General features: G+C 69.9%; 11 protein-coding genes. 6 read left to right on the forward strand and 5 right to left on the reverse strand.

Going from position 1 to position 13,675, the window contains the following annotated elements:
* Positions 1-166: 166 nt before the first annotated feature.
* On the reverse strand, positions 167-1,510 hold the full coding sequence (locus ACX25U_RS21985) for a UDP-glucose dehydrogenase family protein (RefSeq protein WP_454382491.1): 1,344 nt from the start codon (positions 1,508-1,510) through the stop codon (positions 167-169).
* Positions 1,511-1,696: 186 nt separating this feature from the next.
* Here ACX25U_RS21985 and ACX25U_RS21990 point away from each other — a divergent pair, with 186 nt between their 5' ends.
* The 4 genes from ACX25U_RS21990 (at position 1,697) to ACX25U_RS22005 (ending at position 5,197) form a co-directional block, all read left to right on the forward strand.
* Entirely contained in the window at positions 1,697-2,854 is a 1,158-nt protein-coding gene (locus ACX25U_RS21990) for an acyl-CoA dehydrogenase (RefSeq protein ID WP_454382493.1), read from the forward strand.
* A gap of 66 nt (positions 2,855-2,920) precedes the next feature.
* On the forward strand, positions 2,921-3,778 hold the full coding sequence (locus ACX25U_RS21995; protein WP_454382495.1) for a serine hydrolase domain-containing protein: 858 nt from the start codon (positions 2,921-2,923) through the stop codon (positions 3,776-3,778).
* An 84-nt stretch (positions 3,779-3,862) separates the two neighbouring features.
* Positions 3,863-4,687: an SAM-dependent methyltransferase gene (locus ACX25U_RS22000; RefSeq protein ID WP_454382497.1), complete on the forward strand. Its 825-nt coding sequence runs from the start codon at positions 3,863-3,865 to the stop codon at positions 4,685-4,687.
* 147 nt (positions 4,688-4,834) lie between these two features.
* The gene (locus ACX25U_RS22005; protein ID WP_454382499.1) at positions 4,835-5,197 is read left to right on the forward strand and encodes a four-helix bundle copper-binding protein; all 363 of its coding nucleotides are present in this window, start codon (positions 4,835-4,837) and stop codon (positions 5,195-5,197) included.
* Between the two features lie 78 nt (positions 5,198-5,275).
* On the opposite strand, the gene ACX25U_RS22010 is transcribed toward ACX25U_RS22005, so the two are convergent.
* Positions 5,276-6,595 carry an LCP family protein gene (locus ACX25U_RS22010; RefSeq protein ID WP_454382501.1) on the reverse strand — a complete coding sequence of 440 codons (1,320 nt, stop codon included), beginning with the start codon at positions 6,593-6,595 and terminating at the stop codon, positions 5,276-5,278.
* A gap of 118 nt (positions 6,596-6,713) precedes the next feature.
* On the opposite strand from ACX25U_RS22010, the gene ACX25U_RS22015 reads away from it, so the two are divergent.
* Positions 6,714-7,271, forward strand: a complete 558-nt coding sequence (locus ACX25U_RS22015) for an acyl-CoA thioesterase (protein ID WP_454382503.1) — start codon at positions 6,714-6,716, stop codon at positions 7,269-7,271.
* A 167-nt stretch (positions 7,272-7,438) separates the two neighbouring features.
* Here the strand turns inward: ACX25U_RS22015 and ACX25U_RS22020 are convergent, their stop codons facing one another.
* Complete coding sequence (locus ACX25U_RS22020; protein ID WP_454382505.1) at positions 7,439-8,929, reverse strand: LCP family protein; 1,491 nt, start codon at positions 8,927-8,929, stop codon at positions 7,439-7,441.
* A gap of 128 nt (positions 8,930-9,057) precedes the next feature.
* On the opposite strand from ACX25U_RS22020, the gene ACX25U_RS22025 reads away from it, so the two are divergent.
* Positions 9,058-10,086 carry a glycosyltransferase family 2 protein gene (locus tag ACX25U_RS22025; RefSeq protein ID WP_454382507.1) on the forward strand — a complete coding sequence of 343 codons (1,029 nt, stop codon included), beginning with the start codon at positions 9,058-9,060 and terminating at the stop codon, positions 10,084-10,086.
* A gap of 51 nt (positions 10,087-10,137) precedes the next feature.
* On the opposite strand, the gene ACX25U_RS22030 is transcribed toward ACX25U_RS22025, so the two are convergent.
* The gene (locus tag ACX25U_RS22030) at positions 10,138-11,781 is read right to left on the reverse strand and encodes an LCP family protein (protein ID WP_454382509.1); all 1,644 of its coding nucleotides are present in this window, start codon (positions 11,779-11,781) and stop codon (positions 10,138-10,140) included.
* 103 nt (positions 11,782-11,884) lie between these two features.
* A complete protein-coding gene (locus tag ACX25U_RS22035) occupies positions 11,885-13,639 on the reverse strand; it encodes an LCP family protein (protein WP_454382511.1) in 1,755 nt (584 codons plus the stop codon).
* Positions 13,640-13,675 lie beyond the last annotated feature (36 nt).

Here is a 13,675-nt window from a genome sequence, read left to right on the forward strand (position 1 = left end):
AGACCGGAATCGTCTGCGTTCACGCAGGCGAGGGCGTCAACGGGCGAAAGAGGTGTGATCCACAGGGGTTCCTTCCGCATGCCCCGGCCCGGTGGTGCACAATGCGTGAAGACGCCGGTTCGGCCGACTGAGCCTCGGCCGAACCGGCGTCGTCCGGCACGTCCCGCTACGCGGTCGGCCGCCCCATCGCCCGGTACGACCACCCGGCCCGGCGCCACCGCTCCGGGTCCAGCGCGTTGCGCCCGTCCAGGATCACCCGGGCCGCCACGGCCTCGCCCAGCTCCGCCGGGTCCAGCTCGCGGAACTCCCGCCACTCGGTCAGGTGCAGCACCACGTCCGCACCCCGCACGGCCTGAAGCGCCGAGTCCGCGTACCCGAGCGTGGGGAAGACCCGCCGGGCGTTGTCCATGCCCTTCGGGTCGTACACCGTCACCTGACCGCCCTGCAGGTGGATCTGCCCGGCGACGTTGAGCGCGGGGGAGTCCCGTACGTCGTCCGAGTCCGGCTTGAACGTGGCGCCCAGCACCGCGACCCGCTTGCCCAGGAACGGCCCGCCGCTCAGCGCCTGCCGGGTCAGCTCCACCATCTGCCCGCGTTGACGCATGTTGATCGAGTCGATCTCGCGCAGGAACGTCAGCGCCTGGTCGGCGCCCAGCTCACCCGCGCGCGCCATGAACGCCCGGATGTCCTTGGGCAGGCAGCCGCCGCCGAAGCCGATCCCGGCGCGCAGGAACTTCCTTCCGATCCGGTCGTCGTACCCGATCGCCTCGGCCAGCTTCGCGACGTCGCCGCCCGCGGCCTCGCACACCTCGGCCATGGCGTTGATGAAGGAGATCTTCGTGGCGAGGAAGGAGTTCGCGGCGGTCTTCACCAGCTCCGCGGTCGGGAAGTCGGTGACCACGAAGGGGGAGCCCTCGGAGATCGGCGTGGCGTACACCTCGCGCAGCAGCTTCTCCGCCCGCTCGCTGCGCACCCCGACCACGATCCGGTCCGGGTGCAGCGTGTCCTTCACGGCGAAGCCCTCGCGCAGGAACTCCGGGTTCCAGGCCAGCTCCGCGTCCTCGCCCGCGGGCGCGAGCTCGGCGATCGTACGGGCCAGGCGGTCCGCGGAGCCGACGGGCACCGTCGACTTGCCGACGACCAGGGCGGGACCGGTCAGGTGCGGGGCGAGGGAGGCGATCGCGGCGTCGACGTAGCTCATGTCGCAGGCGTACTCGCCGTGCTTCTGCGGGGTGTTCACGCAGACGAAGTGGATGTCGCCGAACGCGGCCGCCTCCGCGAAGTCCGTCGTGAACCGCAGCCGGCCGGTCGAGCCCTCGATCCCGGCCACGTGCCGGCGCAGCAGCTCCTCCAGACCGGGCTCGTACATCGGGACCTCGCCCCGCCGCAGCATCTCGATCTTCTCGGGGACGACGTCGAGACCCAGTACCTCGAAACCGAGCTCGGCCATGGCCGCGGCGTGCGTCGCGCCGAGATAGCCGGTGCCGATCACGGTGATCTTGAGGCTCATGGGTGCTCCAGGAGGGACGATGGTGATGCGGTGCCCGAGCATATCGGGGGCATGCGCAAGGCCTTCGCCGGGCAATGTCCTCGCTGTCACCAAGCTCACGTATCACCGGGCGTGGGCGGGCCACTAAAATTTGAGTTACTTAACGGTAGTTAGCGTCAGTGCGTATCTTCTTTGGAGTGAGAGACCTTGGCCGGATCGGCTGACTTCGACCTGTACCGCCCGTCCGAGGAGCACGACATGCTCCGCGACGCCGTCCGCTCGCTGGCCGAGGCGAAGATCGCGCCGTACGCCGCCGAGGTGGACGAGGAGGCCCGCTTCCCGCAGGAGGCCCTCGACGCGCTGGTCGCGAACGACCTGCACGCCGTGCACGTGCCCGAGGAGTACGGCGGCGCGGGCGCGGACGCCCTCGCGACGGTCATCGTGATCGAGGAGGTCGCGCGGGTCTGCGCCTCGTCCTCCCTGATCCCCGCGGTGAACAAGCTGGGCTCGCTGCCGGTGATCCTCTCCGGCTCCGAGGAGCTGAAGAAGAAGTACCTCGCCCCGCTGGCCAGGGGCAACGGCATGTTCTCGTACTGCCTCTCCGAGCCCGACGCGGGCTCGGACGCGGCCGGCATGAAGACCAAGGCGGTCCGCGACGGCGACACCTACGTCCTCAACGGCGTCAAGCGCTGGATCACCAACGCGGGCGTCTCGGAGTTCTACACGGTGATGGCCGTCACCGACCCCGCCAAGCGCAGCAAGGGCATCTCCGCCTTCGTCGTGGAGAAGTCGGACCCGGGCGTCTCCTTCGGCGCCCCCGAGAAGAAGCTCGGCATCAAGGGCTCCCCGACCCGCGAGGTGTACCTGGACAACGTCCGCATCCCGGCGGACCGGATGATCGGCGCCGAGGGCACCGGCTTCGCCACCGCGATGCGCACCCTGGACCACACCCGCATCACCATCGCCGCCCAGGCCCTCGGCATCGCCCAGGGCGCCCTCGACTACGCCAAGGGCTACGTCAAGGAGCGCAAGCAGTTCGGCAAGCCGATCGCCGACTTCCAGGGCATCCAGTTCATGCTCGCCGACATGGCCATGAAGATCGAGGCCGCCCGCCAGCTCACCTACGCGGCGGCGGCGAAGTCCGAGCGGGGTGATGCGGATCTGACCTTCCAGGGCGCCGCCGCCAAGTGCTTCGCCTCCGACGTCGCCATGGAGGTCACCACGGACGCCGTCCAGCTCCTCGGCGGCTACGGCTACACCCGCGACTACCCGGTGGAGCGGATGATGCGCGACGCGAAGATCACCCAGATCTACGAGGGCACGAACCAGGTCCAGCGCATCGTCATGGCCCGCAACCTGCCGTGACGTCCGGCTGACAGCAGGAGGGTGCCCAGGAGCTGGGCACCCTCGCGGGGGGCGATGAGGGTGTTCGTGCGACGGGGCGTGCCGTTGTGTGTGCTGGGGTCGGGGCGGGAGCTCCGGGCGGAGAACGGGCATGACGGCGATCGGTTCGTCGAGATCGGGTCGCTGACCAAGGTGCTCACCGGGACCGCGCTGGTGCGCATGGCTCAGGAGGGTCTCCTGGGAGTGGACGATCCGGTGCGGCGCTGGCTGCGCGCCGCGCCCGGGACGGGCATCACCCTGCGGCATCTGATGGAGCACACCTCGGGGCTGCCCAGGCTTCCTCCGCAGACGCGGGGGCGCAGCAAGGATCCGTATGCGGGGTTCGGCCCGGAGCGGTTGAGGCGGCTTGTCGGGCGGCTCGATGAGATCGTCGAGCGTCCCGCGGGCCGGGAGACCACCTACTCGAACCTCGGATACGCCGTGCTCGGGGCCGCACTCGAGGAGGCGGCCGGGGAGCCGTATCCGGACCTGCTGCGCGCTCATGTTCTTGAACCGCTGGGTCTGGCCGACGAGGTGACGGCCGATCCGCCCGCCGATCGACTGCTCGCCGCCCGTGGGTGGTTCGGGCGGACGCGGGCGCCGTGGACCATGAGCGGAGCGATCCTGCCGGCGGGTGGGCTCTGGGCGACTCCCCGGGCGATCGGCGACCTGGTCGCCCGGCTGCTGGTGGAGCGCAGGCTGGGTGAGCCGGCCGCTTCCTGGCAGCGGGCGGGCCGACTGCGGTGGCACAACGGCGCGACCCGCGACGCGTCGGTGTTCGCGGGGGCCTTCGACGACACCGGCGACTGGGTGGTGGTGCACCGGCTCGGTGGAAGACCGCGAACGACGGACCGGCTCGGCGCCCAACTGCTCATGCGGGAACGCCCTCGGAAGTCGCCGAGTTGAACAAGTGCCCGGTCCGGAAAGGGGCTTGAGGCCAGGTTGGTGGTGCGTGTTTGATCAGTGCCTGTCATAAGGAGAGCAGACGCCATGTCCGACCTCTCGGGGACACGTGACGAAGGAGTCGCGCGTGCGGCCCGGGTGCGGAGCGACGTGTCGCACTCGGCCCGGATCTGGAACTACTGGCTGGGCGGCAAGGACCACTACCCGGTGGACGAGGAAGTCGGCGAGCGGATCCTCTCCTTCGTGCCGCAGCTGCCCCGTTCCGCGGTCGCGGACCGCGGGTTCCTGGCGCGTGCCGTGACGTTCCTCGCGGGGCAGGCGGGGATACGCCAGTTCCTGGACATCGGCACCGGGCTGCCTACCGCCGACAACACCCACGAGGTTGCCCAGCGTGTGGACCCGTCCAGCCGGATCGTCTACGTCGACAACGACCCCCTGGTGCTCGTCCACGCCAACGCCCTGCTCACCAGCACCCCCGAGGGAGCCGCGGCCTACATCGACGCGGATGTGCGCGACCCCGAGGCGATCCTGCGGCAGGCCGCCGAGACGCTGGACTTCGACCAGCCGATCGCCATCACCATGCTGGGCATCCTGAACTTCGTCATGGACACCGACGAGGCGGTCTCCATCGTGCACCGGCTGCTGGACGCCGTACCCTCCGGCAGTCATCTGGTCGTCTCGCATCCGACCGCGGAGGTCGACGGCGAGGCGATGACCCAGGCGGTGGGGTACTGGAACAGCCAGGGCTCGGCGCTGATGACCCTGCGCAGCCGCGCCGAGCTCGTCCGTCTCTTCGACCGGGTCGACGTCCTCCCGCCCGGCATCGTCTCCTGCTCACGCTGGCGTCCCGACGAGACGGAGGTGGAGATCGTCGACGTCACCCACTTCGGCGGCGTCGGCCGGAAGCCGTAAGCCGGGGAGCCGGGAAGCCGGAGCAGTACGCCGGACGGGTGCAGCGGAGTCCTCGTCCGTCGGATGGCGCCGGGCCGGGGGCAGGCGTACGACGGAAGGGAAAGGGGACCGTTTCGGGGTCCCTTCGCCCCCCCCCAGGAGGAAGCCATGGCCCAGCCCGGAACCACGACCCCCATGAGCAAGGAGATGCAGGACTGCGTCCAGGCGTGCATGTCGTGCTACACCATCTGCGAGGAGACCATGAGCTCCTGCATGCAGATGGGCGGCCAGGCGCAGATGCAGATCATGCGCGCGCTCATGGACTGCTCCGAGATGACCCGCATGTGTGCGGACATGATGATGCGCCGCTCGCCGCTGGCGGCGGAGATGTGCGGCCTGTGCGCCAAGGCGTGCGACATGGGCGCGGAGGCGTGTATGTCCATGCCGGACGACAAGATGATGATGCGCTGTGCGGAGGCGTGTCGTCGCTGTGCGGAGATGTGCCGCAGGATGGCGGGCGCCAGGATGTGACCTGAGCCCGGCGGTACGGCCGGAGCCCCGCGGTCGCCGGAGTACGGGCACCGCGGGGCTCTCCGTGGCGGGGGCCGGTCAGTTGCCGGTGACGGTGACCTTCTGGTCGTTCTTCAGCTCGTCCACCAGCGTCTTGACCTTCGCCTTGTCCCAGACGAGGTTGCCGCCGACGGAGCCCGAGATCGGCATGTTCATGGAGGTGCCGTCGCCGCCGTTGACGTTCTTCATCGCCCAGAACATGGAGACCAGGTCCCACAGGCTCATGTCCTTGTCGACGATCAGGGAGTCCAGGCCCGCGCCCATGGTCGGGTACAGCTTGAACGGGTTCAGGACCGTCGAGGGGGTGGCCACCTCGTGGGACAGCGCGGCCAGGAACTTCTGCTGGTTCTTGGTGCGCTCCAGGTCGGAGGCGGCGAAGGCGTGCCGGGTGCGGACGAAGGCCAGCGCCTGCTGGCCGTCCAGCTTCTGCTTGCCCGCCTGGAAGTCGGCGCCCGAGTACTTGTCCTTGAAGCCCTTGTCGATGGTGAGCTCCACACCGCCGACCGCGTCGACGATGTTCGCGAAGCCGGCGAAGCCGATCTCCACGTAGTGGTCGATGTGCAGGCCGGTGTTGTACTCGACGGTGCGGACCAGCAGTTCCGGGCCGTCGTAGGCGTAGGCCGCGTTCAGCTTGTTCGGCCCGACCGGGCCCCTGAGCTTGCCGGACTCCGAGCCGCGGAACTGCGGGATCGTGACGTTGGAGTCGCGCGGCAGGGAGATCAGCGTGTCGCCGTTGGAGCCGACGTGCAGGATCATCATCGAGTCGGTGCGCTTGCCCTCGGCGGACCCGGTGTGCAGCTTCTTCTTCTGCTCGGCCGACATGCCCTCCCGGCTGTCGGAGCCGACGATCAGGTAGTTGGTGCCCTTGCCGGTCTCCGGCCGGTCGATGACCTTGGACAGGTCGACGGCGCGGTTGAGCTTGGAATCGGCCCAGAAGTACGTCGCGACAGTGGTCACCAGGAGCACGGTGACCAGGGTTATCGCGGTCAGCTTGATGCGGCGGCCCCAGTTCGGCGCGGGGCGGGACCCGCGCGCGTATCCGTCGCCCGGCCCGCCGGGGCCGCCGGCCTGCCTGCCGTAGACCTGGCCGGTGTTGTAGCCGTTGTCGTACCCGTAGTCGCCGCCGGGGGCGTCGTAGCCCCGGCCGTCGACGTACGACGGCTGCTGCGGGACCCCGTACGGCGGCGCCGAGGGGCCGGGGCCGCCCGGACCTCCGTACCCGCCGTGCCCGGCGGGTGCCGGCCCACCGCGCCGCACCTGGCGCATCACGCGCGCGCCCTCCGGCCGTGCGCCGGCACTGCCGCGTCCGTACCGGGAGCCGCGGTTGTCGTCGGACCACCCCTCGGGCCAATTATTCATGCGCCCCAGTGTGCAGGGCAGGGCTGTGCGCCTGACAGAGGCGTCGGAGAATAAGGTCACCGCTGTTGCCAAGCTGACACAAATTCCCCGGATCTCGCCTCGGCATAAGGTGGAGGTCATGACAGACCAGGCCTCCACCGCGGAATCCGGAACCACGGATATACCGGGCAAGCCGACCTCGGCGTCCCGGACCACCCTGAGCCACATCATGACCCACAACGACACCAACCTGCTGGGAACGGTGCACGGTGGGGTGATCATGAAGCTGGTCGACGACGCGGCGGGCGCGGTGGCCGGCCGGCACAGCGGCGGGCCCGCGGTCACCGCGTCCATGGACGAGATGGTGTTCCTCGAACCGGTCCGGGTCGGCGACCTGGTCCATGTGAAGGCCCAGGTCAACTGGACCGGTCGGACCTCCATGGAGGTCGGAGTGCGGGTCCTGGCCGAGCGCTGGAACGAGTCCACCCCGTCCACCCAGGTCGGTTCGGCCTACCTGGTCTTCGCCGCCGTGGACGCCGACGGCAAGCCGCGCCCGGTACCGCCGGTCCTGCCGGAGACCGACCGGGACAGGCGCCGCTACCAGGAGGCCCAGATCCGCCGCACCCACCGCCTGGCCCGCCGCCGCGCCATCAGGGAACTGCGCGAGAAGCGGGCGGCGGAGGGTTACGAGGACTGAGGGCGGAGGCGGATGCCGCCGGGAGCGCCGCGGCTCCCGCCGTCGGCCGCACGCGATCTCGCTGTTCTCGTGGGCGGTCGCACGCGATCTCGCTGTTCTCGCGGGCGGTCGCACGCGATCTCGCTGCTCTCTAGGCCGGCCGCGCACGGCCTCGACTGCCCCCGTCGTCAGCCGCACGTCACCTCGTCGCCTCTCACCACCGCGGTGGCCGCCTGGGCCGGGTTCTCCACGCGGACCTTGCGCACCTGGCGGTAGTCGCTGCCCGCGATCACCCTGAGCGTGGCGCCCTGCCCCGGCACCGGACGCAGCTCGCTGCCCGACAGGGCGGTGGCGAGTGACTTCGCCGAGCGGTCCCAGCGGGGGTCGTAGAGCACCACGGTCCGCGTGACGCCCCGCTCCTTGGCGTCCAAGGGCGCCTTGGTCGTGAGGAAACCGGCCGCCGCCAGCTCCGTGTCCACCCGCCGGCCGAGCCCGGCCGTTTCGGTGCCGTTCTCCACCTGGACGCGGATTCGCTGCGGGGCGACCTCGACGGACTCGGGAGGGTTCGGTCGGCGGGGCTTGTGCGCGGCCAGCGGCCGGTCCTCGCGCAGCGCCTGGAAGAGCTGGTCGGCCCTGGCCCGGTCCCACTTCACGGTGGAGCCGACGCCCTTGACCGGGTAGGCCATCTGCGCGATCGGGACGGTGGTGAACTCCGAGGAGGAGGGGGAGAAGTTCCGCATCGCCCGCCCGAGGTCCAGCAGCTCGTCGGTGTGGAAGCCCTTGTCCGCCCGTACCGAGCCCAGCACGGCCACGGCCACGTCCCGGAACTTGATGGGGTTCAGCAGCACCCGGGAGGAGGTCGCCCGTTCGATCAGGGCTGCCAGGAAGCGCTGCTGGCGCTTCATCCGGCCGAGGTCGCTCGCTCCGTCGACGTGCCGGGAGCGGACGTACTGCAGGGCCTGGCCGCCGGAGAGCGTGTGCGTCCCGGCGGCCAGGTCCAGGCCGGTGTAGCTGTCCTTCATCGGTTCGGCGGTGCAGATCTGCACCCCGCCGATCACGTCCACGGTCCGCATGAAGGTGGTGAAGTCCACCTCCAGATAGTGGTCGATCTTCAAGCTGGTCATGTTCTCGACCGTGCGCACGGTCAGGTTGGGCCCGCCCTCCGCGTACGCCGCGTTGAGCTTGACCGGGTGCGGCCCGTGCCGTCGCCCGGTGTTCTGGTCGACGTGCTCGGGCAGCTCGGCGTAGGAGTCCCGGGGCAGGCTCACCACGCTGGCCCGCTCCCGGTCCTGCGACAGGTGCACGATCATCATCGTGTCGGTGCAGTTGCAGGGGCGTCCGCCCAGCCGGTACTGGCGTCGTTCCCGCTCGCTGATCCTGTCCCGGCCGTCGGTGCCGACCAGCAGCACGTTCATGCCGTGGCCGGCCGGCGGGCGGTTCTTCATGTCCTTGAAGGGGTCGACCCGGGCGATGTCCGCGTCCAGGCTGGAGACCACCGCGTGCCCGATCCCGGCGGAGGCGAGCACCACCACCGACAGTGTGGTCGCCGCCCGCATGGCCCAGCGTGGTCTGCGGCGCGGTACGGGCGCATACGGCACGCGGGCCGGCCTCGCCGGACCGGCGGCCTGCCGTGGGGCGCGCTGCGACCGCGGGCGCGGGCGGTACTGCGTGGTGGACATGCGGGGACACCTCCGCTGATGGCGTGGGTGGACACCGTGTGCACCGTAGGGGCATACGATCGGCTGATCAGCGCAGCGCCCCCCGCGGCGCGCACCGGTGTCCCCCGTTCGCGGTAACGTGAGCACCGATGAACACCAAGCCCGACGTGCGGCTCCCCGCCGTTTCTGTGATCATGCCCGTCCTCAACGAGGAGCGGCATCTGCGCGGAGCCGTGGAAGCGATCCTCGCGCAGGAGTACGACGGCGAGACGGAGGTCGTGATCGCCCTCGGTCCGTCCACGGACCGCACGGACGAGATCGCCGCCGAGCTCGTACGCGAAAACCCGCGCGTGCACACGGTCCCCAACCCCACCGGCCGCACCCCCGCCGCGCTCAACGCCGCGATCAAGGCCTCCCGCCATCCGATCGTGGTCCGCGTCGACGGCCACGGGATGCTCTCGCCGAACTACATAGCCACGGCCGTACGGCTCCTGGAGGAGACCGGCGCGCAGAACGTCGGCGGCATCATGCACGCCGAGGGTGAGAACGACTGGGAGCACGCGGTGGCCGCCGCGATGACCTCGAAGATCGGGGTGGGCAACGCGGCCTTCCACACCGGCGGCCAGGCCGGTCCCGCGGAGACCGTGTACCTGGGGGTGTTCCGGCGCGAGGCGCTGGAGCAACAGGGCGGCTACAACGAGGAGTTCGTCCGCGCCCAGGACTGGGAGCTGAACTTCCGCATTCGCGAGGCGGGCGGCCTGATCTGGTTCTCGCCGGAGCTGCGCGTCTCCTACCGGCCCCGCCCGACCGTGAAGGCGCTGGCCAAGCAGTACAAGGACTACGGCCGTTGGCGGCACGTCGTCGCCCGCTACCACGAGGGCTCCATCAACCTGCGCTACCTCGCTCCGCCGGCCGCGGTGTGCGCCATCGCGGCCGGGATCGTGGTGGGCGCGGCCCTGACCCCCTGGGGTTTCGTGATCCCCGGCGGCTACCTGGCGGCGATCGTCGCCGGATCGCTTCCCGCGGGCAAGGGCCTGCCCCTGAAGGCCCGCCTGCGCATCCCGGTCGCCCTCGCCACCATGCACATGTCGTGGGGCTGGGGCTTTCTGACGAGTCCGAGGTCGCTGGCGAGGAAGGTCATCGCCTCGCGCAGGTCCGCGGTCGTCACCGCCGGCTGAGCGGTTCGACTCGGTGGGCCCCTCTCCCCGGGAGAGGGGCCCTACGCGCGTCTACCAGCGGTAGGGCGCGTACACGTCCATGCACTGGCTCTCGTCCGAGCCGTTGATGGCGTCGGAGTTGCCGGGCAGGTCGCCGGCCTTCGGTGTGGACTCCTTCGGATAGGTCGTCCCGGTACGCCAGTCGGCGCCGACGACGACGGTGACACCGGAGACGTCGGTCGACCTCTTGACCGAACTCATCGGAATTCCCAGGGCCTTGGCAACGCCCTGCGCGTCACCCTCCATGTCGGCGCTCGGGTAGCGCACGAGGGTCTCCTCCTCGGACAGCGCCGCCGAGGTGTCGGCCGCCGCCCTGGTGAAGCCCTTCTGCCGCAGCTCCTGGCTGATCGTGTGGGCCCGGTTGCGGACCGGGGCCTGAGCGGAGGTTCGGGTGGCGTTCTGCACCACCACGCCCAGCCGGTCGGCCGCGACCGAGGGAGCCGTGGTGGCTTCGTCCTTGCCCGGCGTCCTCGCCTCCGACTTGGGGCCGTTGTCGTCGAAGGGCACGTCCTCGCGGAGCATCTTCCACATCTTCGTGGCGCCGGCGCCGTCCGGGAGCAGGTGGTCGCTGTTCTCCGGATCCTGGACATTGGGCATCGTCGTCATGGTGATGCGGTCGGTGGGGACCGTCTTGAGCTGCATGCCCAGGTCGTAGAGCTTCTTGACGGTTCCGATCTCCTCGGAGACCTTCAGCGACTTCGTGGCCGCCTCCGCCAGGTTCATCAGCCGGCCGGTGTCGGTGAAGACGTTCTGGTCGCGCAGCGTGCGGATCATCGAGTTCAAGTACATGTGCTGGGCCCTGGCCCGCAGCGGGTCGCTGCCCCAGGCGTGCCGGGTGCGCAGCCACTGCAGGGCCTCTTTGCCCTTGACCTTCTTGGTGCCGGCCCGCATTTTCAGGCCCGAGCCCCCTGGTACACCGGGCAGCGGGCGGTCCCACACGTTCTGCTTCGTGCAGACCTCGACGCCGCCGATGGCGTCCGCCATGTGCACCACGCCCGCGAAGTCGATCGTCATCCAGTGGTCGATGTAGACACCGGTGAGGTTCTCCCAGGTGGCGAGCGTGCAGCCGGGGCCGCCGCGGGCCAGCGACTCGTTGATGATCTCGTTGATCGGGGGGTAGACCTTGCCGGTGTCGGAGTCGGTGCACTTGGGGATGTCGACCCGGGTGTCGCGCGGGATGCTCACCACGGCGGCGCTCTCGCGGTCCGCGGAGAGGTGGATGAGCATCTGCACGTCGCCCAGCGGCGGGTTGCCGCGGTTGTCCCTGCTGCCGCCCAGGGCGACGTTCGCATCCGAGTTACGGCTGTCGGAGCCGATCAGCAGGATGTTCATGGGCGTCTGGCCGGCCGAGTTCGGCCTCGTCCTCTCCGCCTTGGAGTCGCCGCTGCTGCGCTGGCCCTTGCGTATGTTGTTGTTCAGGTGCTGGTAGTAGAGATATCCGGCGCCGGCCGTGCCGAGTATGACCAGTGAGAGCACGGTGGCCGACCAGCGCAGTATGCGCCTTCGAGGGCGTCTGGCGGCGGCGCCGTGCCCTTTGCCTCCGCCCTGCCCTCCGCCGTGCCGGCCGTGACCACCCGCCGCGCTGTCGTCCCGCGCGGCGAGTGACGTCGTGACCTCGACCGCAGGCTCCTCCCCGCGCAGACTGCTCTGCGTCAACTCCCCATCCTCCCCACCCTGGTGTTCCATCGAACGGGCCTGTCATGCGCCGTGTTAGACGCATGACAGGCCCATAAGGTGGCGTGGTGCGTTCAACTTGCGTTCAGCTGGCGCACTGAACCTTGTCCGCCGTGGACTGTCCGTCGACCTTCGGTGCCTTCGTCGGGGGGGTGAGCGGCACCCCCGCACCCTTGAAGTCCTTGCCCAGGGTCAGCGTCATCGTCGGCAGACCCTGGGAGTTGGTCACGCTCTCGCCCAGCTTCAGTGCCGACCCGGGCAGTCCCATGATCGCGGCGAGTTTACGTGCCTGCGGCGCCTGGTCGGCGTCGTACTCGAGGGTGGTCTTGCCGAGCTTCTCAGGCGCGTTGCCGGCGTTCTCGGACTTGGACACGCCCTGGGAGGTCTGCAGCCAGGCAAGGGTCTCCTGCGCGGAACCGGAGGCGGCCCCGCCGTTGAAGATCCGTACCCGCACCTCGGAGGCGGCGGACTGGGTGCCCTTGAGGCGGGCGGCCTCGGCGCTCTTGGCTGCCTTCTGCTTCTCCTTCACCTGGGTGAAGGAGACGTCGTTCGCGATGGCGTTGAAGACCTGCGGGGCCTGGGCCTGGTCCACGACAACAGTCGCGTGGACCTTTTCGGCCGGGTTGTCGCGTACCGGCACGGTCAGGAAGGTGATGTTCTTCGGCGGCACCTTCTTCAGCTCCTGCGCCACGTCCATGAGGGTGCCGACCTTGCCGATGCCCTTGTCGACGGTCAGGGCCTTGGTGGCCGCGTCCGCCAGGTTGTACAGCTTGGTCGGGTCGGTGAGCGTGTCGCCGGAAGCCATCTTGCGCATCAGTGAGCTGAGGAACTGCTGCTGCACCTTGATGCGGTCCAGGTCGCCCTGGTTGCCCCAGGCGTGCCGGGTGCGCACGAAGGCCAGCGCGTCTTCGCCCTCGATCGTGGACTCTCCAGCGGGCAGGTCCAGGCGCGAGTCCTTGTCCTTCACGGCGTGCTTGAGGCACACGTCGACTCCGCCGACCGCCGTCGTCAGCGTCTTGACCGCGTTGAAGTCGGCCATCATGAAGTGGTCGGGCACGATGCCGGTGACCTCTTTGACCGTGCGCATCGTGCAGCCCGCGTCGCGGCCGTCCTGGCCGAGGCTCACGTTGAAGCGGACGTTGTCCGTTCCCGGGATGACCTTCGTGGTGTCGTCGGGCTGCTTGGTCGGGCAGTCCGGGATGTTCACGATCAGGTCGCGCGGGATGCTCAGCGCGGTGGCGTTCGTGCGGTCCTTGGAGACGTGCAGCAGGACGTTGGTGTCGGCGTGGCCCACGCTGCCCTTGTCGCCGTAGCCCTCGTTGCCCTTGCCGGTGCGCTTGTCCGTGCCGATGATCAGTATGTTGAAGGCCTCGTCCTTGCTGAAGCTGTCCTTGGCCGCGCCGGCCACGTCGGTGGTGGTGACGTTGCCCTCGAGGTGCTTGAGGACCAGATAACCGGCCGTGCCGACGCCGACCAGGACGAACGCCATGGTGCCGCCGGTCCACAGCAGGGCCTTCTTGGCCTTCGACTTCTTCTCCGGCCGGCGTCCCCGCCGCCCGGGCAGCGGCTCCTCGGGCGGTGCGCCGCGGCGGCGGCGCGGGCCGGGGACCGTACGGGCGGGGGCGGCCTCACGCGCCTGCTGCCGTCCGGGCGCCGCTCTGCGGCCTCCCGCCGCACCGTCGCCCCCCGCGCCGGGCGAGGCCGGCCGGCGGGGTCCCGGAATCGGCGACTGCGGAGCGGAAGGACTCAGTCGCAGCTCGTATTCGCCGGTGTTCGGGTTGAGTACCCATTGGTCTGCGGGATCGATGTTGTCCGCCCGCCCACGGCCTTGCGCGTCCACGGTTGTCCGAATCCTCCGTCGGGGCCACGCGGCGCC

The sequence above is a fragment of the Streptomyces sp. JNUCC 63 genome (assembly GCF_054366325.1).

Bases quoted from the DNA above. Each gene is read 5' to 3' on its own strand.
- ACX25U_RS21985 (WP_454382491.1), bottom strand. From the start codon at position 1,510: ATGAGCCTCAAGATCACCGTGATCGGCACCGGCTATCTCGGCGCGACG.
- ACX25U_RS22000 (WP_454382497.1), top strand. From the start codon at position 3,863: ATGTCCGACCTCTCGGGGACACGTGACGAAGGAGTCGCGCGTGCGGCC.
- ACX25U_RS22005 (WP_454382499.1), top strand. From the start codon at position 4,835: ATGGCCCAGCCCGGAACCACGACCCCCATGAGCAAGGAGATGCAGGAC.
- ACX25U_RS22010 (WP_454382501.1), bottom strand. From the start codon at position 6,595: ATGAATAATTGGCCCGAGGGGTGGTCCGACGACAACCGCGGCTCCCGG.
- ACX25U_RS22015 (WP_454382503.1), top strand. From the start codon at position 6,714: ATGACAGACCAGGCCTCCACCGCGGAATCCGGAACCACGGATATACCG.
- ACX25U_RS22020 (WP_454382505.1), bottom strand. From the start codon at position 8,929: ATGTCCACCACGCAGTACCGCCCGCGCCCGCGGTCGCAGCGCGCCCCA.
- ACX25U_RS22025 (WP_454382507.1), top strand. From the start codon at position 9,058: ATGAACACCAAGCCCGACGTGCGGCTCCCCGCCGTTTCTGTGATCATG.